Here is a 26,124-nt window from a genome sequence, read left to right as displayed (position 1 = left end):
GGCCGCCCGCTCGGTCCCCGAGCCCACCTTTGAACCGCAAGGAGCCAACGACGTGTCCCTCTTCCACGGCGTGCTGTTCTTCCCCGTCACCCCCTTCACCCCCACCGGGCAGGTCGCCCCCGACCTGCTGGCGCGCCACGTCCGCGCCGGCCTGGACGCCGGCGCCGGCGGCGTCTTCGTGGCCTGCGGCACCGGCGAGTTCCACGCGCTGGAGCCCGAGGAGTACGCCTTGGCGGTACGCGCCGCGGTCGAGACCACCGGCGGGCGGGTGCCCGTCCATGCGGGCGCCGGCGGCCCGCTCCCGCTGGCCCGCGCCTTCGCCCGCGCGGCGCGCGCCGCCGGTGCGGACGGCCTGCTGCTGATGCCGCCGTACCTGGTGCGCTCCCCCGCGGCCGGCCTGGTCCGCTACGTCGAGCAGGTCGCGGCGGCGACCGACCTGCCGGTGATCGTCTACCACCGCGGCACGGCCGTCCTCGACCCCGCCTCGGCCGCCGAAGTCGCCCTGCTGCCGCAGGTCGTGGGCATCAAGGACGGCTACGGCGACCTGGAGCTGATGGCGCGGATCGTGACCTCGGTCCGGCAGGCGCTGCGCGAGCGGGGCGAGGGCAAGCCGTTCCAGTTCTTCAACGGCCTGCCCACCGCCGAGGTCTCGGTGCCCGCCTACCGGGAGATCGGCGTGGAGCTGTACTCCTCGGCGGTGTTCTGCTTCGCACCCGACATCTCGACCGCCTTCCACCGGGCGGTGGAGAGCGGCGACGGCGACCTCGTCGAGGGACTGCTGGCCACCTTCTTCCGCCCGCTGGTGGCGCTGCGCGACCGGGTGCCCGGCTACGCGGTCGCCCTGGTCAAGGCGGGAGTACGCCAGGGCGGTCTGGACGTCGGCGGGGTGCGCCCGCCCCTGCTCGACCCGGCCGAGCCGGACCTCGCGGAACTCGCCCGGATCACCGCGGCCGGGCGCGCGCTGGCCGCCGCCCAGCCCGCCCGCGCCCGGCGGTGAGCACGGCGAACGGATACGCGGGCGGTGCCGAGCGCGCCATCGCGGCGCTGTCGAGCCCTCTTTGAGCCAGGATGAAAAGCACCGCCTGTCCGGTTTACCTCCGTTGACGACGACAGCTTCGAAGTCCAGGATGGGGCCTGCATGTTGATCTTCGCGCGCGGGTCGCGCCCGACGGCTGGCGACGGCCCACAGGACCGGCCGGGCCGGCGACTCCCCCCGTGGTCGCCGGCCCGGCTGCCGTCTTTTTCGGTCATGCCGCGAATTCGCCACGCCGAATGGCCGTGCTTCGCCACACCACCCGCCGAAGACGCGTAACGTAGGACCTGCGTGGCGGCCCCCATCCCCCCCCGGGGCCGTCACCGCATCGTTCGGCGGCCCCGGGTTTCCCCGGGGCCGCCGTTTTGTGCGCGCTCAGTGCCCGAACAGATGCCGCGCGTGGTGCCGTGGGCGGGATGGCGCGTCGACGCGGTGCGATCCCTCGCCGGCGCCGGTCACGGCCGTCCCCGACCCGGCGGGCGCGCCCGCCGCCGTGTCCTCGTCGCCGACCCGCGCCGCCGGCGTGTCCCGTTCGCGGGCGGTGGCCGCCGCGTCACGTCGGATGGCACGGTTCCTGCGCGCCTTGCGGCGGTGCAGCAGCCCACCGGTCATCGCCATCATGCAGCCGAGGCCGAAGATCAGGGCCAGCGCGAGTCCGGCGCAGAAGAGCGCGAGCCCGTTCATGGACGCGATGTGGTGACCGAGGATGGTCACGTCGTAGTGCGGGCCGCCCGAGATGTTGTCCGCGATCGCGAGTCCGACGAAAGCCGCGGTGCAGGCGAGGAGCAGAAGTCCCAGGATCAGCATGTGCGGTCACCTCCGTGTGAAGGAGCTCCTGACCCGGCGGGTACCCCGAACCCGGATCTCCACGCGCCCCGCGGGGCCAGCTCGGCCACGGGATCACCGCGCGCACCGCCTCAGGCCGGCCCGGCCGCAAGGGCCGCCGCACGCACCGCCCCGGGTCAGCGCAGCCGCAGGGCCGCCTCACGCACCGCCCGGGCGTCCTGGCGCACATCCGCCAGACCGGGCAGCGCGGTGTCCCCTTCCCCGCTCAGCTGCCGCGCCCAGGCCATGAGCTGCCGCCGGAACCCGGTGTGCCCGGGCTCCGCGGTGTGGACGCGGCGCTCGGCCAGCCCGCGCCCGGCGTCCCAGCTCTCGACGGTGAGCGTGGCCGCTTCGTCGCGCGCCCACGGCGAGGGCAGCGTGAGGGTGGCCACGCCGTCCTCCGCGGTGAACTCCAGCGCCTCCCGGTAGCGGCGGTGCCCGGGCAGCCGTTGATGGGTCAGGTCGACCACGAGCGCCTCGTCGGGGCGCCAACGGCAGCTCACGCCGGCGCCCCCGGCCCACAGATCGGCGTGCAGCAGCGATCCGTACAGCTCCCGGCCGCTGCCGGCCAGCGCCGCGTGCACCAGGTTCACCTGGTGGATGAGCGATCCGCCGAGCCCCCGGGCGTACGCCTCCCGCTGCGCGCCGGTGGACCCCGGCCCGAGCGCGCGGGCCAGCGCCTCCCGGGCCCGCGGCGGCTGCGGGCCGAAGGGCGGCGGGTCGTACGGCACCAGGTGCGCGACCTGGTGCGGCGCGTTCGGGTCGTGGATGTCCACGGTGAACCGGCGGGCTTGGTCGAGGCGGTCGCGGCAGTGGTCGACGAAGAGCCGCACCACCGGGTCGTGCCGCTTCATGTAGCCGGCCGCGACCGGCAGTCCGGTGCGCCGCTCGGCCGCGGTCAGCTCGTCGATCTCCGCCGGGTCCAGGCTCACCGGCTTCTCGCACAGCACCGGCAGCCCGGCGGCCAGGCACTCCGCGACCACCTCGCGGTGCGTCCACCACGGTGTGCACACCAGCGCGCCCCGCGCCCCGGCCCGCACCGCCTCCTCGGCCGACCCGCACACCGGGACCCCGCCGAACCCGGAGTGCCGCAGCGCGTCGACGTGCCGCGGGTCGGTCTCCACCACGGCGGCCAGCCGCAGCTCCCCCGGCAGGTCCCGCACCTCCCGCAGGTGCGCGGCGTGCGCGACCTTCCCCGCGCCGACGAGCACCACGGGCACCGGCCGTCCCGCCGACCGGCTCCGCGCCGGGAGAGGGCTGTCGGAAAGGCCCGGCTGTGCCATCGGGAACCTCTTTCTGCGTCCATCGGAAAGGTGGCGTTCGGCGGTCGCGTGATCGATTATGGGGTGGTGCGCCGTCGGCCGACAAAGGAAGGCCGAAGCAGCGCCTCTGGCACCTGACCTATCCATTGCTAAAGTCGCTACGGGCGTCGACTCGGCAACCGCGCGAGCCCGCCGGGGCAACACAGGGTGTGAAGTGAGGGGGAGCGGACGTGGCCGGTGTGGCACGACGTGGGGACGCGGACGCGGCCGGTATCGGACTCGCGATATACCGGGCGCTGCTGGCCAACGGCTCTTGCGAGCGCGAGACGGTCAACGCGAGCCTGGGCCTGGCCGACGAGGAGGCCGCGGTCGGCTGGCGCGAGCTGGACGACCTCGGGCTGGTGCGGCCGAGCTGGCGGCCGGGCAAGACGGACTCCGTCGAGCCCGACACGGCACTCATGGGCCTGCTGGTCAAGCAGCGCAACACTCTCGTCGCGCAGCGTGATGAGCTGACCGCCGTGGTCAAGGCGGCCGAGACGCTGATGGAGCGGTACCGCCCCGTGGTGACCAGGGAGCCCGCCGACGTCGAGGTGGAGGTGCTCAGCGGGCCGGCCCGCCGCCGGGAGTTCGTACTCGATTTCGCCGCCACCATCTCGGAAGTCGTCTCGTCCATGCATCCGGGCCCGCTGCCTCCGCCGGAATTCCTGGAGAATTCACTGGAGACCGACCGCGCATTCATCGACCACGGCATCAGGGTGCGCGCGATTTACGGGCAGAGCGTGAATTCCGGACCGCGGCAGCGTAAATACCTGAGCGATCTCACGGCACTCGGAGCGGAGGTCAGGCTTATTCCGCAGGTGCCTTTCGACCTCCTGGTGGCCGACGAGCACAGCGCGTTGATGACGTCCGATCCGTCGAACCCGGAGGGCCCGGCGGTGGTCATTCGCGGCCAGACCCTGATCCGCACCTACCTCGCGATGTACGAGGACTGCTGGCTGCGCGCCGTGCCGCACACGGCCAAGACGTCGACCAGCCCGGACGACGAGCACGAACTGACCGAGCAGCACCGCACCACCCTGCGCCTGCTCGCGAATGGCCTGACCGATGAGCGCATCGCCAGGAAACTGGGGGTATCCCTGCGCACAGTGAGTCGCCTGGTGTCAGAGGTGATGCGCTATCTTGATGCGGAGAGCCGATTCCAGGCCGGCGTACTTGCGGCCACCAACGATCTGATCTGAATGTGCGCATTCGCGCCATGGCGTACTTTCGCACCATCGGAAGATGGCGCTCCACTTGTCGGCATTGGCATCCTGGAGCAGGCTCATGCACATTTGAGCTCAGGAACCACTTCAGGCTGCCCCCGGCCTTGACTGCTAAGGAATCCGATGTCGCGTAAATGGCTCAGGGCCCACGCGCCCGCCGTCGCTGCATTGGCGCTCGCACTCGGCTCCATCGGCAGCACGGGTGTCGCCGTCGCCGCCGATGCTCCCCCCGTGGCTCCGCCAGCCGTCAGCACCCCGCACACCGCCGCGGTACAGTCCGCGACCCTCACGTCGAGCGACTCCGACAGCGGCACCAACCAGCAGGTGTTCTCTCCCACCATCTGGTTCCCGCCGTCCTAGAGCGCCGACCGTTCACGCAGCCCCCGCGCTGTACGGCCCGAGATGGTTCACGGGCCGTACAGCGCTTCCTGCGTGTGGGGGGCCGCGGTGATGGGGGGACGGCTCCGCAGGAAGTCTCGGGCTGGGGTTTCAGCAGGCGCCGATGCCGGTGGGCACGGCGGGGAAGCTGGGGAAGCGCAGTATCCGCAGGGCTTCGCGGAGTACCGCGTCGATGTCCGTGGCGGCGTCGTCGGCGGCCGGGTGTACGGCCAGCCAACCCAGATGCCGGCGCAGGAATGCGGCGAGGGCCGGTACCGTCCGCAGGGGGAGGCGAACGGTCCGGCCCTCGACAATCAGATCGGCCCAGGAGGCGAGAGTGCCTCGTACAGCGGCGCGCGCCTCGACAGCCGGCCCGTTCAGGGGGATGCCGGGCCGGGCAGTGCCGGTCTCTCGGTCGCCGGAGTCCGGCGCCGGTACGAGCGCGACCTCCAACTCGCCGTATACCCGGGGAAGCAAGGCGAGTTGCCGATCCAGCCGCTCCTGGCAGGGCACGCACAGCGCCGGGTCCGTCTCGACACACAGATGGTGTGCGCTCCGGAACTCGATCTCCTGCACTGAGTCGTTCCCTTCTCGCCGGGGGCGGTAAGAAGAGCGAACCAGGAAGCGGGTGATCCGGACAATGCCCGCCGACCGGCCGGAATCCGCAATGGCGCGATCGCGCAACAGAGCACCTGTCAAGGCAGTCACCAGGGGTGGCGGAACACGTGTTCCGGGACGCCTGTTGCGGCCGGTCAGCGGTCCTTCACGGTGATGCCGAGAGTCTGCGCCAGGGCGGGTGCGAGGTCCAGCAGTTGCCCCGAACTGATCACCGCGCCGCGCAGGCTCTCGTACCCGTCGGCGAGGTCGATGCCGACGGCGCCGCGCAGGTCGGTCCGCTTCAGCTCGGCACGGCCGAAGCGGGCCTGCTCCAACCGGCTGCCGGGGAAGGCCACCCCGTCCAGCCGGGCCTCGCCGAGATCGACGTCGCGCAGCACGCAGTCCTCGAAGACCACGTCGTGCAGCCGGGCCGCGCGCAGGTTCACCGAATCGAGCTTGCAGCGGCGGAAGACCACCCGGCGCAGCACCGAGCCGAACGCCTCGACCCCCGCCAGCGAGCAGCCGATCAGCGCGGAGTCCAGCCAGTTGCTCTCGGCGAGCGAGACACCGGTGAGCCGGCTGCCGGACGCCCACAGGTCGTTCATCCGGGCGCCGCGCAGGTCGGTCTCGGCGAAGGAGCAGTCGGTGACGGCCGATTCCAGGAAACGGGACCCGGTGGCGCGGCTGCGGGCGGGGAAGTCGATCCGGTCGAAGTGCACGGTGTCGTAGTCGCCCTCGACCTCCAGCGGACCGGTGTGCGGGCGCAGCAGCTCGGCGTAGGGCAGGTCGGCGAGGTCGTCGGGTGCGTCGGGGGCGTCTGCGGGGGTCATGGCGGCCACCCTAGGGCCGGGCACCGACAGCGGGAGGGTGAGAGCCGGGCGGACGTGGGGGCCGGCGGCAGGCGGGCGCCGGGCGGGTCAGGCGGCAGGCGCCGGGCGGGCGCGGCACGGGGCGCGGCATCCGACTTAACGGACATAGCGGTCGCCGGTTGCTAGCGTGACGGCCCATGAGCGCAACGTCGGCGACCGCTCCTCCCCCGCCCGGGCCGCCGCGCCCGGTGCCCCCGCACGGCGCCGCGCGGCCGCGCCCGGCCGCCCGCCGCGGGGTGGAGCTGTGCCTGCTGGTCGCGGCGGTGGGCATCTCGGTCTACGGCTACGCGGAGGTGGGACTGGCCCGCAGCGGCGCGGTGCCCAAGGACGCGCTGGCGTACGGCGGCGGGCTGGGCGGGCTCGCGCTGCTGGCCCATGTGGCGGTGCGGGCGCGGGCCCGGTACGCCGATCCGCTGCTGCTGCCGATCGCGGTGCTCCTCAACGGCCTGGGCCTGGTGCTGGTCTACCGGCTGGACCTGGAGCCGGTGCTCGGCCCGCGGGCGGCGCCGGCCCAACTGGTGTGGTCCTCGCTGGGGGTGGGCCTGTTCGCGGTCGCGGTGCTGGCGCTGCGCGACCACCGGGTGCTGGCGAGGTACACGTATGTGAGCGTGACCGCGGCCCTGGCGCTGCTGGTCATGCCGATCGCCTTCCCCGCGGTGAACGGGGCGCGGATCTGGATCAGGGCGGCCGGGTTCTCCATCCAGCCGGGCGAGTTCGCGAAGGTGCTGCTGGCGATCTTCTTCGCGGGCTACCTGGCGGCGAACCGCGCGGCGCTGGCGTACGCCGGGCGCCCGTTGCCGGTCGCGGGCCGGCTGAAGGGGCTGCGGCGGCTGCAGTTGCCGACCGGGCGGGTGCTGGGGCCGGTGATCGCGGTGTGGCTGGCGAGCGTGGGCGTCCTGGTGCTGGAGCGCGACCTGGGCACCTCGCTGCTCTTCTTCGGCCTGTTCGTGGTGATGCTGTACGTGGCGACCGGACGGACCGGCTGGACGGCGGTGGGGCTGCTGCTGGCGGCGGCCGGCGCGGCCGCCGTGGGCGAGACCGAACCGCACGTGCACGCGCGGGTGCAGGACTGGCTGCACCCGTTCGCGTCGATCGCCGCCGGGCAGGGGCCGAGCCAGCTCGCCCAGTCGCTGTTCGCCTTCGGCAACGGCGGGGCACTGGGCACCGGGCTCGGCCAGGGCTCGTCGTACCTGGTCGGGTTCGCCGCGAAGTCGGACTTCGTGCTGGCCACGGCGGGCGAGGAGTTGGGGCTCGCCGGGCTGTGCGCGCTGCTGGGGCTGTACGCGCTGCTGGTGGCCCGGGGGTTCGCGGCGGCGCTGGCCACCCGCGACCCGTTCGGGCGGCTGCTGGCGGCGGGCCTGGCGTCGATCCTGGCGCTCCAGGTGTTCGTGGTCACCGGCGGGGTGATGGACCTGATCCCGCTGACCGGCATGGCGATGCCGTTCCTGGCGCAGGGCGGCTCGTCGGTGGTGGCCAACTGGCTGATCGTGGCGCTGCTGGTACGGATCAGCGACCGGGCCCGCCGCCCGGAGCCCGAACAGCCCGCGCCGGCCGGAACGGCCGGCCCCGACACCCCGCCGCCCGCGAAGCCGAGGCACCCGGAAAGCACGGAAAGCCCGGGAAGCACGGGGAGTTCGGGGAGCACGGCGTGAACCGCTGCGTGCGGCACGCCGCCGCCTTCTGCTTCCTGCTGCTGCTCGCGCTGCTCGCCAATGCCACCCGGGTGCAGCTCGTCGAGGCCGGCGGCCACGCCGCGAACCCCGCCAACCGGCGCGCCGACATCGCGCTGTACGCCCGGCCGCGCGGCGACATCCTCGCCGGCACCCGCACGGTCACCGGATCGCGGCCCACCAGCGGCCAGTTGAGGTACGTCCGCACCTACGCCGACGGCCCGCTGTACGCGCCGGTCACCGGCTTCGCGTCGCAGACCTACGGCGCCACCCTGCTGGAGGGCACCGAGAACGGCCTGCTGGACGGCACCTCCCCCGCGCTGCACGAGCAGCCGCTGTGGCGGGAGATCACCCGCGCCCGGCAGCGCGGCGGCGACGTGCACACCACGATCGACCCGGCCGCGCAGCAGGCCGCGTACGACGGGCTGGCCGGGCGCAGGGGCGCGGTGGCCGCACTCGACCCGGCCACCGGGCGCATCCTCGCGCTGGTCTCCTCGCCGTCCTACGACCCGGGTCTGCTGTCGGGTGCGGGCCCTTCGGTGACGGCGGCCTGGAAGCGGTTCAACGCCGACCCCGAACAGCCGATGCTGGACCGCGCGATCCGGCAGACCTACCCGCCCGGTTCGACGTTCAAGGTGGTCACGGCGGCGGCCGCGCTGGCCGGCGGCGAGGTCACCGACCTGCGCGCGCCGACCGACTCGCCCGACCCGTACCGGCTGCCGGGCACGGACGTCGCGCTGACCAACGAGGGCCCGGGCTGCCGCGACGCCAGCGTGTACGACGCCTTCCGCTACTCGTGCAACACGGTGTTCGCGAAGCTCGGCGCGGACCTGGGCCCTCAGGACGTGGTGGCGCAGGCGGAGCTGTTCGGCTTCAACGACAACGAGTTGCGCATCCCGCCGAGCGTCGCGAAGAGCAACGTGGACACCACGATGAGCCCGGACCAGGTGGCGCTCTCCTCGATCGGGCAGTACGACACCACCGCCACGCCGCTCCAGATGGCCATGGTGGCGGCCGCGGTCGGCGACGGCGGGCGGCTGATGGCGCCCTACCTGGTGGACCGGGTCACCAACCACGCCGGGACCACCGTGTCCGAGACCCGGCCGCACACCCTGCACCAGGCGGTCGGCACGCGGACGGCGGCGGCGCTGCAGCAGTTGATGGAGGCGGTGGTCACCGACGGCACCGGGACCAACGCGGCGATCCCGGGGGCGGTGGTCGGCGGGAAGACCGGCACCGCGCAGCACGGCCTGGCCAACGCCGGTACGCCGTACGCCTGGTTCCTGTCCTACGCCAAACCGCCCGGCAGCAGCCGGGCGGCGGTGGCGGTCGCGGTGGTGGTGGAGGACGCGGACGCGGTGCGGGCGGACATCTCCGGCGGCGGCAACGCGGCGCCGATCGCCCGCGCGGTGATGGAGGCGGTGCTCAAGGAGCCTGCGGCGGGGGTCAGTTCACCTGCGGGAAGCTGAACGCGTAGCCCTGGCTCTGCAGCCAGGTCAGGGTCTGGTCGAGCGCGGCCACGGTCTGCGAGCGGTCGCCGCCACCGTCGTGGAAGAGGATGGTCGGGCCGTTGCCGATCTCGTACTTGACGGTGCCGACGATGGCGCCGACGCCCTTGCGTTCGTAGTCCTTGGTGTCGATGTTCCAGCCGAGCGGGCGCAGGCCGTGCTGGGCGGCGAAGGCGCGGCTGGCCGGGGTGAAGGCGCCGCCGGGGGCGCGGTAGTAGTACACCCGGGCGCCGCCGGACGCCTGCTCGATCATGTTCAGCGCGTCCAGGATCTCCGACTCCTGGTAGGCGACCGGCTTCTTGTCCATGCCCTCGTCGTGGTGGACGGTGTGATCGCACAGCCGGTGGCCGGCGGCGACGACCTCGCGGACCGTGGCGGGGTTGTCACGGGCCTGCGGGCCGATCATGCAGAAGGTGGCGTGCACGTGGTGCTTCTTCAGCACGGCCAGCACCTTCGGCGTCCAGAACGGGTCGGGCCCGTCGTCGATGGTGATGTTGACGGCTTTGCCGGGGGTCTCGGCGGCGTGCACGATCGAGTCGGGCACGAGCGGGTACTGGTGGCCGGGAGCCGTCGAGTGGCCGCCCTTGCCGCCGGAGCCGCCACCGGTCTTGCCGGTGCCCGCGCTGCCGGTGGAGCCGGAATGCGCGGAGTTCTGCGGCGCCTTCGGGTCGTCGGCGGCGGAGGAGTGCTTGCCGGAACCGGGCGCGACGATCGCGGTGACGACGGCGGCGAGCACCACGACGGCGACGGCCAGCGCGATCGCGACCACCTGCGGGGCGGACTTCGCCCGCGAGCGCTGCGGCGGCCCACTGTTCCAGCCGGGGCCGCCGTTCCACTCGGGCCCGCCGTTCCAGCCGCCGTCGTTCCCGTAGGGGCCGCTGTTCCCGTCGGAGCCGCCCGCCCCGTTCCCGCCCGGTTCGTACGGCGGCTGCTCCGGTATCCGTCCCCGTGCCGTCATGTGTACCCCGCCCGCTTTCCGTCTCGCTCGGCTCCTTGGCGCGACCGGGTCGCCTCCCGGTCCGCGATCGGATAGATGCCGTCACCCACCGTACGGTTCCGCGCCCGAGCGGCGGCACCGGCACCGTTACAGAACCCGGACCAATGCCCACGGACCGGATGCCGCCGGGACGGTGACCTCGCACTACCCGCGGGGCGGGGCGGTGAGGCCGGAGCAGCGCCGCAACTGCCCGTAGCGGTCGGTGATCCCGGCGGCCGCGGCACCGGTCTGCGGCTGCGGCACCCCGTCACCGCCGACGATCCCGGGGGTGAAGCGGGCGCCGGTGACCTTGCCGGCGCGGGTGACGGTGATCGTGGTCACGCCGGTGTCGTCGGAGTGCGGGTAGGGCGAGGAGCCGTACCAGAGGAAGTTGCCGAAGCCGTAGGCGACATAGGTGGGGCCGAGCATGCCGGAGCCGAGCATCACATGGGCGTGGGTGCCGACCACGGCGGTGGCGCCGGCCGCGGACAGGTCGGCGGCGATCGACTTCTGGTCGGCGACCGGGCAGCTCTCGCCCTCGATGCCCCAGTGCAGGTAGACCACCACCACGTCGGCGTGCGCCTTCGCGGCGCGGACGGCGGCCAGCAGTCGCGGCCGGTCCAGCGCGGAGGCGATGCCGGGGGTGGCGGGACCGGCCCGGAAGTCGGAGTTGGTGATGTCGTAGACCTGGCTGGCGGCCAGCACCGCGAGCCGCACGCCGTGCACGGTCTCGGTGTACGGGCGGTACGCCTCGGCCTGGTTCGCGCCGATGCCGATCACCGGGATCGGTGAGGCGTGCTTGGCGGCCACGGAGTCGGCCAGGCCCTGCGGGCCGTAGTCCACGGCGTGGTTGTTGGCCATGGTGACCGCGTCGACGCCGGAGTCGTGCAGCGCGGTGAGGGCGGCGGGGCTGGTGCGGAAGTGGTAGATCTTCGCCTGCGGGGTGCCGCGGGTGGTGATCGCGGACTCCAGGTTGACCATCGAGAAGTCGGCGGCGGCCAGTTGCGCGGACATCGGGCCGAGCGCGGGGTCGACGGTGAGCCGGCCGGCGGTGCGGCCGGTGAAGTGGACGTCGCCGGCGAAGGCGAGGGTGAGGGTGCCGTCGGTCCCGGTACCCGTGTGGTCGCCGCCGCGCGCCGAGGGTGCGACGGAGGTGCCCTGGCCGGCCGCGGCGGGCTCCCCGGACGGACCGCTCCCGGTGCCGGACCTCGCGGCGGCCTGCCCGCCACCGGCTCCGTGCACCAGGTACAGCGTGCCGGTGACGGCGGCCAGCAGCCCGGCGAGGCCGAGCGCCGCGTTCCGGCGCCGCCGGGCCCGGGCCCGGCGGGCGGTGCGGCGCCGGTCGGACCGGGCGCCGGGCGGCGGCGTCCGGTCCTCGCCGTGCTGCTGCGGGCTCTCCCCCGGCACGTGGGGCGGGGTGCGCCTGGTGGCACGGCGCCCGGGGCGCGATGATCTCGGACCAGCATTCATCACATAAACATACGATTAGCGCGTCCGTGATCATGACGGGGGCCGCTATGTCCGGGGCGCGGCCCCGGCCGGTTCACCGCCCTGGGCGATGGCGTCCGTCACCTCGGCGACCCGGGCGGCCTCCTCGGCCGCGAACCGCTCCGCGTCCAGTTGCTCGGCGATCTCCTCGTCCTGACTCATCAGCAGGTCCAGGTTGGAGTCGCCCAGGTCGAAGACGCCCAGGTCCACGTACGCCTTCTGGAGCCGCGGCCCCCACAGCCCGATGTCCTTCACGCACGGCACGATCCGGCTGAAGAGCAGCTTCCGGAACAGGTGCAGGAACTCCGACTGCTCGGTCATCTCGACCGCCTCGGCCTGCGGGATGCCGAAGTTCGCCAGCACCTCGGTGCCGCGCAGCCGGTCCCGCATCAGGTAGCAGCCCTCGATGACGAACTCCTCGCGCTCGCGCAGTTCGGCGTCGGACAGCTGCTTGTAGTAGTCCCGCAGCGCCATCCGGCCGAACGCGACGTGCCGCGCCTCGTCCTGCATCACATAGGCGAGGATCTGCTTGGGCAGCGGCTTGTCCGTGGTGTCGCGGATCATCCCGAACGCGGCCAGCGCCAGCCCCTCGATCAGCACCTGCATGCCGAGGTACGGCATGTCCCAGCGGGAGTCGCGCAGGGTGTCGCCCAGCAGCGCCTGGAGGTTGTCGTTGATCGGGTAGAGCATCCCGACCTTCTCGTGCAGGAACCGGCCGTAGATCTCGGCGTGCCGGGCCTCGTCCATGGTCTGGGTGGCCGAGTAGAACTTCGCGTCCAGGTCGGGCACCGACTCCACGATGCGCGCCGCGCAGACCATCGCGCCCTGCTCGCCGTGCAGGAACTGGCTGAACTGCCAGGAGGTGTAGTGCTGCCGCAGCAGCCCGCGGTCGCGCTCGCTCATCGCGTCCCAGTACCGGGTGCCGTACAGCGTCATCGCCTCGTCGGGCGTGCCGAGCGGGTCGTACGGATCGACCTCCAGGTCCCAGTCGATCCGGCGCACCGCGTCCCACTGCTTGTCCTTGCCCTTCTGGTACAGGGCGAGCAGGCGGTCGCGGCCGTCGTCGTACTCCCACGAGAAGCGGGCGGCGCCCTGGGCCGGGACCTGCCAGGTCCACTCGGTGGGCGGCTGCGTGTAGAGACCTTCCGTCGACATCGACACACTCCGATCGGGCGGCTGCTGGTGTCCGCGCCCTCGCTCGCGGCGACGGCCGAACCGGACCGGTCCCGGCCGGTCCGGTCCACGCGGTCCGCGCGGTCCGACTCGGCGCCGTTGCCGCACAAGGGCTTGACGGGCTTGTTGACACAGAGTCTCATAAGAACCGTACCCCAGGTAACCCTCATGCGGCGGAGGCCGGTTGACCATGGACGCGACCCTCATCGACCGGGAGAAGACGGCGGAGCGGCTGCTGTCGGCCTCGGCGAAGCACTCCTTCGACCCTGACATCGAGCTGGACTGGGAGGCGCCGTTCGAGGACGGCGCCTGGTTCTGGCCGCCCGAGCTGGTCTCGCTCTACGACACCCCGCTGTGGCGGCGGATGCCGCAGGAGCAGCGGTTGGCGCTGTCCCGGCACGAGGCGTCGTCGCTGTGCGCGTCGGGCGTGTGGTTCGAGACGATCCTCATGCAACTGCTGCTCCGGCACACGTATTCGCTCGATCCGACGAGTGCGCATGTGCGCTACGCGCTCACCGAGATCGCGGACGAGTGCCGGCACTCCAAGATGTTCGCTCGGGCGGTGACGAAGTTCGGGACGCCGGTGTACGGGCCGAGCAGGTTGGATCACTCGCTCGGGCGGGTGCTCAAGACGTTCTCGACCACGCCGGGGTCGTTCACCGGGACGCTGCTGGCGGAGGAGATTCTGGACTGGATGCAGCGGTTGACGTTTCCGGACGAGCGGGTGCAGACGTTTGTGCGGGGTGTGACGCGGATTCATGTGGTGGAGGAGGCGCGGCATATCCGGTACGCGCGGGAGGAGTTGCGGCGGCAGATGGTGACCGCTCCGCGGTGGGAGATCGGCCTGACGCGGGCGATGTCGGCGGAGGCGGCGCGGGTGATCGCACGGTCGTTGATCAGTCCGAAGGTGTATGCGAATGTCGGGCTTGATCCGGCGGAGGCGGTGGCGGCGGTGCGGGAGAGTGGGCACCGTCAGGAGATGATGCGGCACTCGGCGAAGAGGTTGATGGACTTCTTCGAGGAGATCGGGTTGTTGCGGGGGGCTTCGAAGCCGTTGTGGAAGGCTTCGGGGTTGCTGTAGGTGCTTGAGCGCTTCGGGGTTGCTGTAGGTCCTTGGCGCTTCGGGGTTGCTGTAGGTCCTGATGCGGTCGCTGGGGCTGCGGCGGCGGGGTTCGAGACTGCATATTCACGGCGCCTGCGGGGTTTTCGTGACCTTGCCGTACTCCTCGCGCCACAAATATACGAACGTCTCGAACCCCGCCTCCTCCGCCCCCGCTCCGGTCCTCCATGGGGGGGCGCTACCGACACCGTGGGGGGTGCCTTGGTGCCGTGAGGTGAGGGGTGCCGTGTGGGCTGGGGTGGGGGGCCGTGTGGGCTGGGGCGGGGGGGGTGCCTTGGTGCCGTGGGGTGGGGGGCCGTGTGGGCTGGGATGGGGGGTCAGGGGGTGAAGAGGGTGGTGACTCGGGTGAGGAGTTGGTGGCCCGGGCTGGTGGGGGTTTCTTGGGAGAGGGCGAGGGCGGCTGCCTCGGCTGCTTCCGGTTCGGTGACGGCGGTGGCGACGAGGAGGGCGGTGAAGTGGTCGACCAGCCAGCCGCGGAGTTCGGGGAGTGGGGGTTGTTTGTCGTTGTCGAGCCAGAGCAACGACACGGCTTCGACGGAGGCGATCCAGGAGCGGACCATCATGGACAGGCGGATGCCGGGTTCGGTGACGCCGAGGTGGAGGAGGACCTGTTCGGCGGCGCGGCGGCGTACGCCGTCGACGATGGCGTCGGTGCGGCTGGTGCCCACGACGCTGCCGCCGCGCAGGAGGGCGCCGTAGGCGGCGTCGTGTTCGTCGACGTAGGCGAGGTAGCGGTCGAGGGCGTCGGCGAGGCGCTGGGTGGGCGGGCCTTCGGCGGGGACGCCGAAGCGGCCGATGAGCTCGTCGGCGGCGCCGAGGACGGCGGCCTCGTAGAGCTGCTGCTTGCCGCCGGGGAAGTAGCGGTAGACGAGCGGGCGGGAGACGCCCGCGGCCGCGGCGACGTCCTCGACGGAGACGTCCTCGGGGCGGCGGTGCCCGAAGAGGTCGAGCGCCGCCGCGAGCAGCTGCTCGCGGCGTTGCTCCACGCTCATCCGGCGGTAGGCGGGCACCGCGCTGCTGCTCATACCCGGCAGCCTAACGACCCGATCCACTCGCCATCGCGTCCCAGGTCGTAACGACCTGCGTTGCCTGTCGTGGGCCTGCCGGTGGTCGTGGGAGTGTGGGGCCGTGCGACACGAGAAGACCGAGTTCGTCGGTGGGCCGCTGGACGGTCGGGTGCTGGAGGTCATGGTGGGGATGACCGGGCAGCCCCCGTTGGACTACCGGGTGCCCGTGCCCGCTCCTGAGGGCGGCCCGGAGAAGGTGCACGTCTACCACCGGGAGCGCGGCGAGGGCCGTGGCAGCCGGTGGGTGTTCGTGTACGACCCGGAGGGCAGTCCGCATCCGAACCGGCCCAAGTGGCCGTGGTCGAAGCGGCGGTGAGGGCCGGCGAGGGGAAGTGGCGTGCCGTGGTGGCGGGTTCGGGGTGCCCGTGGCGGCGAATGTTGGTCCGGACCATTGACGGAATTGGTCTGGACCTGTTTGCTACCCGGTGACATGAGCACTCCTCGCCGAAGGAGCATCCCCCCATGCCCACCGCCACCGCACCCGATCCGCACGGGCCCACCGTGCGCACCGGCTCCCCCACTCGCCGGCGCGCCCTCGCCGCCGCCGCGACCGCCCTCGCGGGCGCGCTCGCCGTCGGCGGCATGGTCGCCCTCGCCCCGTCCGCCAGCGCCGGGGAGTTCCTGACCAACGGCGACTTCGAGTCCGGCACCCTGTCCGGCTGGACCTGCGACGCGGGCGCCCAGGCCGTCACCGGCCAGGCGCACAGCGGCAGTTACGCCCTGAAGGGCACGCCGTCCGCCTCCGCCACCGGCCAGTGCGCCCAGACCGTCACCGTCGCCCCGAACACCGCCTACACGCTGTCCGCCCAGGTCGACGGCTCCTACGTCTACCTCGGGGTGGACGGCGGCACCTCCACCTGGACCGCAAGCACCGGCGCCGGCTACGCCCCGTTGAGCGTGTCCTTCACCACCGGCGCGACGCAGACCACCGCGAAGGTCTACGTGCACGGCTGGTACGGCGAGCCCTCGTACCTCGCCGACGACATCTCGCTCCAGGGCCCGGGCAGCGGCACCACCACGCCCCCGACGACGCCGCCCACCACCCCGCCGACGACTCCCCCGACCACGCCGCCGACCTCCCCGCCCTCCGGCGACCTGCCCACCCACGCGCTGGTCGGCTACCTGCACGAGACGTTCGCCAACGGCTCCGGCTACACCAAGCTCGCCGACGTCCCCGACGACTGGAACATCATCGACCTCGCCTTCGGCGAGACCGACTCCCCCACCTCCGGGGTCATCCACTTCACCCGCTGCTCGGTCAGCGAGTGCCCGTCGGTGGAGTCCGACGCGGACTTCAAGGCCGCGATCAAGGCGAAGCAGGCCGCGGGCAAGAAGGTGCTGCTGTCCATCGGCGGCGCCAACGGCGAGGTCCAGCTCACCACCACCGCCGCGCGCGACGCGTTCGTCTCCTCGGTGAGCTCGATCATCGACCAGTGGGGCCTGGACGGCGTCGACATCGACTTCGAGAACCAGTCGCTCTCGCTCAACACCGGCGACACCGACTTCAAGAACCCGACCACCCCGGCCATCGTCAACCTGATCGCGGCGATCAAGTCGCTCAAGGCGAAGTACGGCAGCGGCTTCGTGCTGACCATGGCGCCGGAGACGTTCTTCGTGCAGATGGGCTACCAGTACTACGGCACGGGTCCGTTCGGTGGTCAGGACCCGCGCTGCGGGGCGTACCTGCCGGTGATCTACGCGCTGCGCGACGACCTGACCCTGCTCACCGTCCAGGACTACAACTCCGGGCCGATCATGGGCCTGGACAACCAGTACCACACCATGGGCGGCGCGGACTTCCACATCGCCATGACGGACATGCTGCTCACCGGCTTCCCGGTGGCGGGCAACACCTCGAACATGTTCCCGGCGCTCGACCCCTCGCAGGTCGGCATCGGTCTGCCCGCGTCCGTCAACGCGGGGAACGGCTACACGTCACCCGATCAGGTGGACCAGGCGCTCGACTGCCTGACGAAGAAGACGAACTGCGGCTCGTACACCACCCACGGCTCCTGGCCTGGGCTGCGCGGCCTGATGACCTGGTCGATCAACTGGGACGGCTACAGCGGCTGGGCGTTCTCGCACAACTTCGACAGCTACTTCGGCTGATCCGGGTCCCGGCCGACCGATCCCGCCTGACCTGGGGGGCGAGTCGCCGCCCCGGAGCTGCCCCCGGGACGGCACGGCTGCCCGCGACCCCTGCTCACAGGGTCGCGGGCAGTCCCCTGCCGGGCCGGAGATGACGGATGATGGCGGGTGGACGACGGGTGGCCCGCGGATGGCTCCGCGTCGAATCCTCGGCCGTGCGGGTCCGTTCCGCGGAGATTCGGCCCGTACCTCTGTCGAAGATATGACAATCCATGATTGGCTACCGACGCTGCTTGTTACCCGCCGGTCATGGGGAGATGAGGGAATGTCAGTGGCCCGTCAGCCCAGCTCGTGGTTCCGCTCGGCCGTGGTGTGCGGCACCCTGCTCGCCGCCGCGGCGCTGTCGCTGCCCGCCGCCCAGCAGGCCGCCGCCCAGCCGCACGACCCGCCGGCCGGGCAGGTGCCGCTTTCCACGCTCCTGACCCAGCTCCAGACGTACTACCAGCAGACCGAGACGGCCACCGAGGCGTACAACCAGGCCAAGGAGACCGCCGACCAGAAGCGCACGGCGGCCCGGAAGATCGACAAGCAGCTCGCGGACCAGAAGTCCGCGGTCGCCGACAGCCGGGCCCAGCTCGGGCTGATGGCCACTCAGATGTACCGCAACGGCGGCGTGTCGCCGTATCTGTCGCTGCTCAGCGGGCAGACCCCGCAGGACTTCTTCGGGCAGCGGCACGTCCTGGGGCAGATGGCGCAGCAGCAGCGGAGCGTGCTCGGGCAGCTCACCTCCGGCGAGGCGAAGCTGAAGAAGCTCAACACGCAGGCGCAGAAGGCACTCGACACCGCCGAGCAGGCGCAGACCGTCGCCGGGACGAAGCAGAAGGACGTGCAGGCGCACCTCAAGCAGGTCGAGCAGGTGCTCGCCGGGCTGACCGGGGTGCAGATCGCCGAACTGCAGAAGCTGGAGCAGGCCGACACCGACAAGGCCCAGCAGGAGCTGATGGACTCCAAGGCGCTGGGCGGCGACCCGGCGCTACGGGCTCCCTCGTCGGCCGGTGACCGGGCCATAGGGTACGCCTTCGACCAGCTCGGCAAGCCGTACGTGTGGGGGGCGCAGGGGCCGGACTCGTTCGACTGCTCGGGGCTCACCTCGCAGGCGTGGGCGCACGCGGGCACCGTCATCCCGCGCACCAGCGAGCAGCAGTGGGCGCAGCTGCCGCACGTGCCGCTGGCCCTGCTGCGCCCGGGTGACCTGGTGATCTACTTCAAGGGCGCCTCGCATGTGGCGCTCTACATCGGCGACGGTCTGGTCATCCAGGCGCCGCGCCCGGGGTCGTACGTCAAGGTCTCGCCGATCGCGGCCAACCCGATCCTCGGCGCGGTCCGCCCCGACCTCGGCGAGCAGCCCGTGAGCGACTACCGGCCGAGGTCCATCCCGAAGAACGCGGAGCAGCCGCTTCCGATCGCCGCGGAGACGAAGGCCCCGGCGAAGCCGTCGAAGAAGCCGTCGAAGAAGCCGTCGAAGAAGTCTTCGAAGGAGTCCTCGGCGAAGAGTTCGGGGAAGGGCTCCGCCGTGTCCTCGGGCGAGGGCTCCGCGAAGCCCCCGGCGAAGGGGACCGTCGATGGCTCCGGCAAGGACTCCTCGGACGGCGGTGAGTCGGCGAAGTAGCCGCCGGCTCAGCCCTGTTCGCCGGGTCCGCCCGCCGCTGCCGACGTGCCGACCCGCGCGAGGTAGCCCTGCGCGAGCTTCGGGTCGTAGAACCACTGCTCGAAGTCGGCCGGGTTGTCGAAGCCGTTGGCGAACCGGTCGGCGACGGGCTGGAGTTCACCGGCCGCGCCGATCAGGCCGAGGACGTGCTCGGGGGGCGGCGCCAGCATCGCGTTGGTCCACTTGGTGACCGGCGCCGCCGCCTCCCAGTACCGGTCGAAGGTGGCCTGCATCCAGGCGCGGTCGAACGGGCGGTCGCCGTGCGCGGTGATCCGCTCCAGGTAGATCGCCGCGCACCGGGACGCGTTGTTGGAACCCTGGCCGGTGACCGGGTCGTTGGCGACCACGACGTCGGCGACGCCCAACGTGAGCCCGCCGGAGGGCAGTTCGCCGATCGGGCGGCGCACGGTCGGGGCGAAGCGGCCGGACAGGGTGCCGCCGGCGTCGGTGAGTTCGACGCCGGTGGCGCGGGCGTGCTCCCACGGGACGTAGCGCCGCATCAGGTCGAGGGTGAGCCGCAGGTGCTCCGCGGGGTCCTTGACGCCCGCGAAGACGTCCGCGGGACCGCCCGGGAGGGCCTCCCAGAAGAGGATGTCGCAGGGCCCGGAGGTGGTCAGCGCGGGGATCACGAAGAACTCGCCGATGCCCGGAACCAGGTTGCAGCGCACCGCCCGCACCTCGGGGTGCTCCGGCCGGGGTCCGAGACCGTGCACATAGGCGACCGCGAGCGCGCGCTGCGGGGCGTCGTACGGCGAGCGGTCCGCGTCCCGGCCGAACATCGACACCAACTCGCCCTTGCCCGCGGCGACCAGCACCAGGTCGTAGGCGCGGGCGAAGTAGTCCAGGTCGGAGACGGCGGCGCCGTGCACGACCACCTTGCCGCCGCGCTCGGCGAACGTCTCCAGCCAGCCGGACATCTTCACCCGCTGGTCCACCGACTGGGCGGTGCCGTCGAGCCGGCCGAGCCAGTCGATCGCGCGGGTGCCGTCGGGGGCGGTCACCGAGACACCCAACCCGTTGACGTCCGGGGCCTGTTGATGCCAGAAGTCGATATCGAGGTCGTGCTCGTGGGCCAGCGAGCCGGCGAACATGCACTGCGTGGACATCACCCGGCCGGTGCGTATCTCGTCCGCGGTGCGGTTGGTCATGACGGTCACGCCGTAGCCCCGCGCCTGTAGCCCCAGGGCGAGTTGGAGCCCGGCCTGACCGGCTCCGACGATGAGAATGCTGCGCATGGCGACTCGCTCGCTTCTTCGCTGTCCGACTGACGTGCACACACCCGTACCCGTCCGCACGGCAACCTACCGGCCCGGGCCGCGCGGCCACAGGGTCCGGGCCTGCCGCCCGGGCCCGCCCCGCCTCACCCGCCGTCCGGGCTCGCGGTCCTGACCCGCCGTCCGGACCTCCGCGGCGTCAGATCACAGCGGCTGCTCGGCCATCGCGTGCGTGACCAGCGCGAGCAGCGCGTCGACCACGGAGCGCCGCTCGCGGGCGTCGATGACCAGGACCGGGATGTGGTGCGGCACGGCCAGCGCGTCGCGCACGTCGTCGGGGCCGTAGGCCGCGGTGCCCTCGAACTGGTTGACCGCCACGGTGTAGGGCAGACCGGTGCTCTCGAAGTAGTCCAGCGCGGGGAAGCAGTCCGCCAGCCGCCGGGTGTCGGCGAGCACCACCGCTCCTATCGCACCGCGCACCAGGTCGTCCCACATGAACCAGAACCGCTGCTGGCCCGGCGTGCCGAAGACGTAGAGCACCAGGTCCCGGTCGAGCGTGATCCGGCCGAAGTCCATCGCGACCGTGGTGGTGGTCTTCTCCGGCGTGGCCGCCAGGTCGTCCAGCGCCTCGCTCGCCTGGGTCATGACCGACTCGGTGGTCAGCGGGGTGATCTCCGAGACGGAGCCCACGAACGTGGTCTTGCCCACGCCGAAACCGCCGGCGACGACGATCTTCGTGGAGACCGGTGCGCGGTCGCGCGTGGTCTGCCAGTCCCGCAAGCCCTCCTGCTGGTCAAAGCCTGCGAAGTCCACTGAGCACCCTTTCGAGCAGCGCGCGATCGGGTCCACCGGGACCGTACCCGGTGCCGTACACGCGAATTCTTCCCTGGTCGGCCAGGTCGCTGATCAGGACCCGGACGACACCGAGCGGTATCCGCAGCAGTGCGGAGATCTCCGCCACCGACCGCAGCGCGCGGCACAGTTCGACGATCGCCCGCAGTTCGGGCATCACCCGCTCCGCCCAGTCGCCCCTCGTGAGGGCGGGCTGTTCGTCCGGATGCTCGATCGTAGCCACGAAAGTCTCGACCAGCAGCACATGCTCGGAACGCGTACGGCCGCCGGTGAGCACGTACGGCCGCACGCGGGAGGTGCGGCGGTCGCCCTGGCGCTGCCGCGCCGCGGCGCCCGGGGAGGCCGTCGGCGGGGCGGTGGGCGGGCCGGACGTGCCGGCCGGTCGGATCACCGGCCGCCCTCCATCGCCTGCCGCAACTCGCCGCGCAGCGACGGGGTCAGCACGTGGCCGGCCCGGCCGACGAACAGGGCCATGTGGTAGGCGATGACGCTCAGGTCGCACTCGGCGCCGGCGTGTACGCCCAGCAGCGAGCCGTCGCTGATGGACATCACGAACAGCATGCCGTCCTCCATCGCGACGGTGGTCTGCCGCACCTTGCCGCCGTCCATGAGGCGGGCCGCGCCCATGGTGAGCGAGGCCAGCCCGGACACCACCGCGGCCAGGTCCATCCGGACGTCGGAGATCCGGATCGGCCCGGCCGCCTGCCGTGGCGCGACCGGGTCGGGCTCCGAGCTGAGCAGCAGCAGACCGTCGGAGGAGACGACGGCGACCGAGCGGACGCCGGGCACCTCGTCGACGAAGTTCGCCAGCAGCCACTGGAGGTTGCGGGCGTCGTGGCTCAGTGCGTCGGAGTGGACGCCGGTGCCCGAGTGGGCGCCGGTGCCATGGGTACTGGTGGAGCTGGTGGTGCTGAATTGCGTGCGGACCGCGTTCAACGGGTCGCCTCCTCGACGGTGTCTCCCGGACTGGTTGCCGTGGCGGGCCGTGCCGCCGTTGTCTCCGTGGCCCCTCGTGTCTCCAACTCGGCGTCCCTGCGGCCGTCCCGCAGACCGCGCTGCAACCCGGCCAGCTTGCGGCGCAGCCCTTCCGCGTCCAACGGCTCGGTGCGGCGCCTGCCGTCCTGCGCGGCGGCCCGTATCCCGCTGGCCTTCCGCACCCGGCGCGGCAGCGTCCCGTCGGGCCCGTCCGCCCCGGGGTTCAGAGGCGGCGGGAGCGGCGCGGTGGCGGCATGCCGCGGCGCGTACTCGGCGCGCGCGTGCTCGACCGACGGTACGTGCCCCGCCGGCGGTACGGCGCCGCCCGGCGGTACGGCCCCGGGTGCGCTCCCGGCCGGGGGTTCGGCGGCCGGCCGGGGCGCGAGCGGGGGCTCGGGAACGGCCGCGGGTTCAGCCGTAAGCGGCTGCACTTGCATGTCCGGCAACCCCGTCGAGGACATCCGCGCAGGTGGGACGCGCAGACGTTCGACCCGGACCCGCGGCTCGGCCGGGGGGTCGCCGAGGTCGGGCCCGGGGCCGTCGGTGGTCTGCTGCCCAGGCAGCGAGAAGGCGGCGGGCGTCCGCGCGGGCGGTTGCCGCTCGGGCAACGGCGCCTGCGGCAGGGCCGGTTCGGCGGTCTGCTGCCCCGGCACGGGGTGGTCGGACGCCGACTGCTGGCGGACCCGCCGGGCGAGGGGCGGGAGCCCGCCCGCCGGCGGCTCCGCCGAGGACGGCTCGGACGGTGCGGGCGGTGCGGGCGGTGCGGACGCCACGGGCGGTGCGGGCTGCTCGGGCTGCGCGTGCTGCGTGCCCTGCTCGGCGAAGTGCGCGTCCACGAAGGGCTGTTCCACCGGCGGCCGGCCCTCCGACGGCCGCGCGGGCACGGGTGTCCCGCCGCCCGCGCCGTACTCCGCGCCGAGCCCGGCACCGAACTCCCCACCGAGCACGGCGTCGTACTCCGCGCCGTCATCCCCGCCGAGCCCCGCGCCGTATCCCGCGTCCGCGTCCGGCACCGCGCCGTACCCCGGCTCGGGCGACCCAGCGCGCTGGCCGGGCAGCACCCGGGCGAGCGGGTCGACCGTGGGCACCAGCAGCCGCGGCAGGACCGCGACGGCCGTGGTGCCGCCGTTCGGGTGCGGGCGCAACTGGACCCGGACGCCGTGCCGGTGGGCGAGCCGGGCCACCACGTAGAGACCGAGGCCGGCCGCCGCGCTCGGCGGCTCCGGGTCGGGGTCGACCAGCAACGCGTTGAGCCCGTCGATCCGCTCCGGGGGCACCCCGATGCCCGAGTCCTCGACCGCGACCATCACCTCGCCGCTCTCCATCACCCAGCCGTTGAGGTGGACTTCGGCGCTGGGAGCGGAGAACGCGGCGGCGTTGTCGAGCAGTTCGGCGATGAGGTGGCTGACGTCGTCGGCCGCCCGGCCGGCCACGTCCGCCTCGGGCATGGCCAGGATGCGGACGCGTTCGTACCGCTCGACCTCGGAGAGGGCCGCGCGAGCCACGTCGATCAGCGGGACCGGGCGGGCGGCGGCGCCGTGGCTGTGCTCGGTCCCGGTGAGCACCAGCAGGTTCTCGCTGTTGCGGCGCATCCGGGTGGCGAGGTGGTCGAGGCGGAACAGCGTCGCGAGTCGCTCGGGGTCCTGCTCGTGCTCCTCCATGCCCTCGATCAGGGTGAGTTGGCGCTCGATCAGGCCGAGGGTGCGCAGCGAGAGGTTGACGTGGACGACCTGTACGGCGTTGCGCGCGGTCGCCCGGTTGAGGCGCTCGGCGATCTCCTCGCGGGAGCGCATCAGGTCGTCGCGGGTGCGGGCGAGTTCGGCGCGGGCCACCAGCGCCGCCTGGTGCTCGGCAGCCAGCGCGGTGTGGGCGGCGGCGGACTCGGTGCGCTCGGCGGCGAGTTCGCCGGCGCGGGTGCGCAGCGCCTGGGCCTCGTGGGTGAGGGCGTTGATCCGGCGGGCGACGGCGGCGAACTCGTCGGCGCCGATCACCTCGGCGCCCTGGCCGCTCTCCGGGTCCGCCCGGGACCAGCGGTGCAGGGCGGCGAGCGGGCGGGTGAGCGTGCGGAAGAGGGTGACCAGCACGGCGAGCAGCAGGATCAGGCACAACGCGGCCAGTGCGGCGCGCAGTTCGAGGACGGTGACCTCGTGGTCGCGGTGCGAGGCGGCGGTGGCGGCCTCGTCGGTGGCGGCCGAGGACTCGACGCCGCGCATCAGGGAGAGCCGGGCGGCGAGCGCGGCGCCGACCTTCTTGGCGCCCAAGTCCCGGTCGGCGGAGGTGAGTTCGCCGCCGCCCAGTAGCTGGTTCAGGTCGCGGTCGGCCTCGGCGGTGTCGGCGCCGGTGACGGTCTGGTCGTAGTCGGTGCGGACCCCCGCGGGCGCGGAGGCGTGGAACTCGGCGAGTGCGGCCTGTTCCTGGAGCCGGGCGGCCTGGGCGTCGGCGACCAGGCCGTGCTGGTCGCCGCCGGCGGTCAGTCCGGCGACGAGCAGGCCGCGCTGCACGGCGGCGGCCGCGGTGGCCCGGCCGAGCGGCGCGGTGACCGGTCCCGCGGCGCGCCCGACCGCGTCGACCAGCGGCTGGTAGGCGGCGACGGCGGCCGGCGCGGAGGAGGCGGCGCGGGCGGAGCTGCGGACGGCGGACAGGGTGGCGAGCGCGGTGCGCAGGTCGGCGGAGAGGTGGCCGCCGCCGGTGACGTCGGCGACCTGGCGGTCGGTGCGCTGCTGGTCGGCGGTCGGGGTGCCGGGCTGCCCGGCCGCGACGGACACCGCGAGGTCGTCCCGCTCGTCGGCGAGGTCGGCGGCCAACCTGGTCGCGCGGACCGCGAGTCGGGCGTCGCCGACGGCGTCCTGGGCGGCCGACAGGTCTCCCACGGCGAGGGCGACCCCGGGCGCGGCCGCGGCCAGGACGATGGCCGCGCAGACCAGCAGGGCGGCGAGCATGCGCTGCCTGACCCGCCGTTCGCGCCGTCGGAGACGTCGTTCACGCACTGTCGGTGCTCGCAATCACGAGTCGCGGGGGCCCGGGACCGTCCCCGGGATACGTGCAGAATCCCTCAGACCCTCGCAGGCCAGCGGGTTCGGGGGCCAGGCGTCCCCTCCCCGGACACCCGAACGAGTGAATCGCACAGGTGAGTTGACCGACAAGTCCGGCACGGGTGGCACCCTCCGCTCGGCACCCGTCGCCGCTGGCACACGCCGTTCCGCTTTGGCAGGATGCCCGCGCACAGCAGCGCGTCGCGGTGGTACGGACCAACCGGCTGCGAGACTGACCCCATGCGGATCGAGACGGCGACCGAGCCCGGGACGACGGGCGTGCCCAACGAGGACTTCGCGGCGGTGGCGCTTCCGGCGTCCGGCGCCGGCGGCGTGGTGGTGGTGCTGGACGGGGTGACGCCGCCGCCGGACAACGGGGGCTGCGTGCACTCGGTGCCCTGGTTCACCGCCCGGCTGGGCGGCGCGCTGCTCGAACTGTCCCTGGCGCGGCGGGAGTCGGAGCTGGCGGACTGCCTGGCCGACGCGATCGCGCGGACCGCCGAGGCGCACCGCGGCACTTGTGATCTTTCTCACCCGCTGACGCCGCAGGCCACGGTGGTCGTCGCCCGCTGGGACGAGGCGGCCGTGGAGTACCTGGTGCTGTCCGACTCGGTGCTGCTGGTCGAGGACACCGCAGGGGTGGTGACGGCGGTGCTGGACGACCGGATCGACCGGCTGCGGGCGACCGGGGTGCGGGTCGGGCCGCTGCGGAACCAGGAGGGCGGCTTCTTCACGGCCGCGGCCGACCCGTCGGCGGCGACCCGCGCCGTGACCGGCCGGCTGCCCCGCACGGACGTCACCGCGCTGGCCGCGCTCACCGACGGCGCCACCCGCGCGGTGGAGTACTACGCCGTGGACGACTGGGCGGGCACCTTCGCGCTGCTGCGCAAGGCGGGCCCGGAGCGGCTGTTCGCCCGGGTGCGCGCGCTGGAGACCGAGCAGCCGCCGCCCGGCAAGCAGCATGACGACGCGACAGCCGTACTGATCGAGCTGTAGCCGGGCACGGGCGAGGACCCGCAGCCACGTA

The 26,124-nt window shown here is 73.0% G+C and carries 23 protein-coding genes; 10 read left to right on the top strand and 13 right to left on the bottom strand.

Features of this window, described 5'->3' with window-relative positions; genetic code table 11:
* The first annotated feature begins 52 nt into the window (after positions 1-52).
* On the top strand, positions 53-997 hold the full coding sequence (locus OG370_RS28645; protein ID WP_328469226.1) for a 5-dehydro-4-deoxyglucarate dehydratase: 945 nt from the start codon (positions 53-55) through the stop codon (positions 995-997).
* A gap of 411 nt (positions 998-1,408) precedes the next feature.
* Here the strand turns inward: OG370_RS28645 and OG370_RS28640 are convergent, their stop codons facing one another.
* Positions 1,409-1,840 carry a hypothetical protein gene (locus OG370_RS28640; protein ID WP_328469224.1) on the bottom strand — a complete coding sequence of 144 codons (432 nt, stop codon included), beginning with the start codon at positions 1,838-1,840 and terminating at the stop codon, positions 1,409-1,411.
* A gap of 155 nt (positions 1,841-1,995) precedes the next feature.
* The gene (locus OG370_RS28635; RefSeq protein WP_328469222.1) at positions 1,996-3,078 is read right to left on the bottom strand and encodes a Gfo/Idh/MocA family protein; all 1,083 of its coding nucleotides are present in this window, start codon (positions 3,076-3,078) and stop codon (positions 1,996-1,998) included.
* 272 nt (positions 3,079-3,350) lie between these two features.
* Between OG370_RS28635 and OG370_RS28630 the strand changes: the two genes are divergently transcribed.
* Both OG370_RS28630 and OG370_RS28625 read left to right on the top strand, forming a co-directional pair.
* Positions 3,351-4,358 (top strand): helix-turn-helix transcriptional regulator, encoded by a 1,008-nt coding sequence (locus OG370_RS28630; protein ID WP_328469220.1) that lies wholly within the window; start codon positions 3,351-3,353, stop codon positions 4,356-4,358.
* 255 nt (positions 4,359-4,613) lie between these two features.
* The gene (locus tag OG370_RS28625) at positions 4,614-4,742 is read left to right on the top strand and encodes a hypothetical protein (RefSeq protein ID WP_328469218.1); all 129 of its coding nucleotides are present in this window, start codon (positions 4,614-4,616) and stop codon (positions 4,740-4,742) included.
* A gap of 129 nt (positions 4,743-4,871) precedes the next feature.
* On the opposite strand, the gene OG370_RS28620 is transcribed toward OG370_RS28625, so the two are convergent.
* Together OG370_RS28620 and OG370_RS28615 are read right to left on the bottom strand one after the other, a co-directional pair.
* Positions 4,872-5,336 carry a hypothetical protein gene (locus OG370_RS28620; RefSeq protein WP_328469216.1) on the bottom strand — a complete coding sequence of 155 codons (465 nt, stop codon included), beginning with the start codon at positions 5,334-5,336 and terminating at the stop codon, positions 4,872-4,874.
* A 176-nt stretch (positions 5,337-5,512) separates the two neighbouring features.
* The gene (locus tag OG370_RS28615; protein ID WP_328469214.1) at positions 5,513-6,187 is read right to left on the bottom strand and encodes a pentapeptide repeat-containing protein; all 675 of its coding nucleotides are present in this window, start codon (positions 6,185-6,187) and stop codon (positions 5,513-5,515) included.
* 176 nt (positions 6,188-6,363) lie between these two features.
* Between OG370_RS28615 and OG370_RS28610 the strand changes: the two genes are divergently transcribed.
* Both OG370_RS28610 and OG370_RS28605 read left to right on the top strand, forming a co-directional pair.
* The gene (locus OG370_RS28610; protein WP_328469212.1) at positions 6,364-7,878 is read left to right on the top strand and encodes an FtsW/RodA/SpoVE family cell cycle protein; all 1,515 of its coding nucleotides are present in this window, start codon (positions 6,364-6,366) and stop codon (positions 7,876-7,878) included.
* The gene (locus tag OG370_RS28605) at positions 7,875-9,365 is read left to right on the top strand and encodes a penicillin-binding transpeptidase domain-containing protein (RefSeq protein WP_328469210.1); all 1,491 of its coding nucleotides are present in this window, start codon (positions 7,875-7,877) and stop codon (positions 9,363-9,365) included. The genes OG370_RS28610 and OG370_RS28605 overlap by 4 nt, the downstream gene beginning before the upstream one ends.
* Here OG370_RS28605 and OG370_RS28600 read toward each other — a convergent pair.
* From OG370_RS28600 to OG370_RS28590, 3 genes are all read right to left on the bottom strand, one after another.
* Complete coding sequence (locus tag OG370_RS28600; RefSeq protein WP_443060764.1) at positions 9,343-10,362, bottom strand: polysaccharide deacetylase family protein; 1,020 nt, start codon at positions 10,360-10,362, stop codon at positions 9,343-9,345. The two genes, OG370_RS28605 and OG370_RS28600, sit on opposite strands and share 23 nt — an antisense overlap.
* A 183-nt stretch (positions 10,363-10,545) precedes the next feature.
* Complete coding sequence (locus OG370_RS28595) at positions 10,546-11,787, bottom strand: CapA family protein (RefSeq protein WP_328469208.1); 1,242 nt, start codon at positions 11,785-11,787, stop codon at positions 10,546-10,548.
* A 108-nt stretch (positions 11,788-11,895) separates the two neighbouring features.
* Positions 11,896-13,023, bottom strand: coding sequence for a ferritin-like domain-containing protein (locus OG370_RS28590; RefSeq protein ID WP_328469206.1), 1,128 nt, complete (start codon positions 13,021-13,023; stop codon positions 11,896-11,898).
* 208 nt (positions 13,024-13,231) lie between these two features.
* Between OG370_RS28590 and OG370_RS28585 the strand changes: the two genes are divergently transcribed.
* Positions 13,232-14,122: an AurF N-oxygenase family protein gene (locus tag OG370_RS28585; protein WP_328469204.1), complete on the top strand. Its 891-nt coding sequence runs from the start codon at positions 13,232-13,234 to the stop codon at positions 14,120-14,122.
* Positions 14,123-14,478: 356 nt separating this feature from the next.
* Here the strand turns inward: OG370_RS28585 and OG370_RS28580 are convergent, their stop codons facing one another.
* Positions 14,479-15,186 (bottom strand): TetR/AcrR family transcriptional regulator, encoded by a 708-nt coding sequence (locus OG370_RS28580; RefSeq protein WP_328469202.1) that lies wholly within the window; start codon positions 15,184-15,186, stop codon positions 14,479-14,481.
* Positions 15,187-15,289: 103 nt separating this feature from the next.
* On the opposite strand from OG370_RS28580, the gene OG370_RS28575 reads away from it, so the two are divergent.
* From OG370_RS28575 to OG370_RS28565, 3 genes are all read left to right on the top strand, one after another.
* Positions 15,290-15,544, top strand: coding sequence for a hypothetical protein (locus tag OG370_RS28575; RefSeq protein WP_328469200.1), 255 nt, complete (start codon positions 15,290-15,292; stop codon positions 15,542-15,544).
* A gap of 146 nt (positions 15,545-15,690) precedes the next feature.
* Complete coding sequence (locus OG370_RS28570) at positions 15,691-17,337, top strand: chitinase (protein WP_443060763.1); 1,647 nt, start codon at positions 15,691-15,693, stop codon at positions 17,335-17,337.
* A gap of 304 nt (positions 17,338-17,641) precedes the next feature.
* Positions 17,642-18,985: a C40 family peptidase gene (locus tag OG370_RS28565; RefSeq protein ID WP_328469198.1), complete on the top strand. Its 1,344-nt coding sequence runs from the start codon at positions 17,642-17,644 to the stop codon at positions 18,983-18,985.
* Between the two features lie 8 nt (positions 18,986-18,993).
* Here the strand turns inward: OG370_RS28565 and OG370_RS28560 are convergent, their stop codons facing one another.
* The 5 genes from OG370_RS28560 to OG370_RS28540 all read right to left on the bottom strand — a co-directional run bounded on the left by OG370_RS28560 (position 18,994) and on the right by OG370_RS28540 (position 25,004).
* A complete protein-coding gene (locus tag OG370_RS28560) occupies positions 18,994-20,259 on the bottom strand; it encodes a styrene monooxygenase/indole monooxygenase family protein (RefSeq protein ID WP_328469196.1) in 1,266 nt (421 codons plus the stop codon).
* Between the two features lie 183 nt (positions 20,260-20,442).
* Complete coding sequence (locus OG370_RS28555) at positions 20,443-21,051, bottom strand: GTP-binding protein (protein WP_328469194.1); 609 nt, start codon at positions 21,049-21,051, stop codon at positions 20,443-20,445.
* Entirely contained in the window at positions 21,032-21,379 is a 348-nt protein-coding gene (locus OG370_RS28550; protein ID WP_328474492.1) for a DUF742 domain-containing protein, read from the bottom strand. The genes OG370_RS28555 and OG370_RS28550 overlap by 20 nt, the downstream gene beginning before the upstream one ends.
* 98 nt (positions 21,380-21,477) lie before the next feature.
* Positions 21,478-21,933 (bottom strand): roadblock/LC7 domain-containing protein, encoded by a 456-nt coding sequence (locus OG370_RS28545; RefSeq protein WP_328474490.1) that lies wholly within the window; start codon positions 21,931-21,933, stop codon positions 21,478-21,480.
* 89 nt (positions 21,934-22,022) lie between these two features.
* Positions 22,023-25,004, bottom strand: a complete 2,982-nt coding sequence (locus OG370_RS28540; protein ID WP_328469192.1) for a sensor histidine kinase — start codon at positions 25,002-25,004, stop codon at positions 22,023-22,025.
* A gap of 333 nt (positions 25,005-25,337) precedes the next feature.
* Between OG370_RS28540 and OG370_RS28535 the strand changes: the two genes are divergently transcribed.
* Entirely contained in the window at positions 25,338-26,093 is a 756-nt protein-coding gene (locus tag OG370_RS28535) for a protein phosphatase 2C domain-containing protein (RefSeq protein WP_328469190.1), read from the top strand.
* Positions 26,094-26,124 lie beyond the last annotated feature (31 nt).

The organism is Streptomyces sp. NBC_00448 (assembly GCF_036014115.1).
Taxonomy (GTDB): Bacteria; Actinomycetota; Actinomycetes; order Streptomycetales; family Streptomycetaceae; genus Actinacidiphila.
The sequence above is the reverse complement of the archived record's forward strand: the minus strand, read 5'-3'. Positions and strand labels throughout refer to the sequence as shown.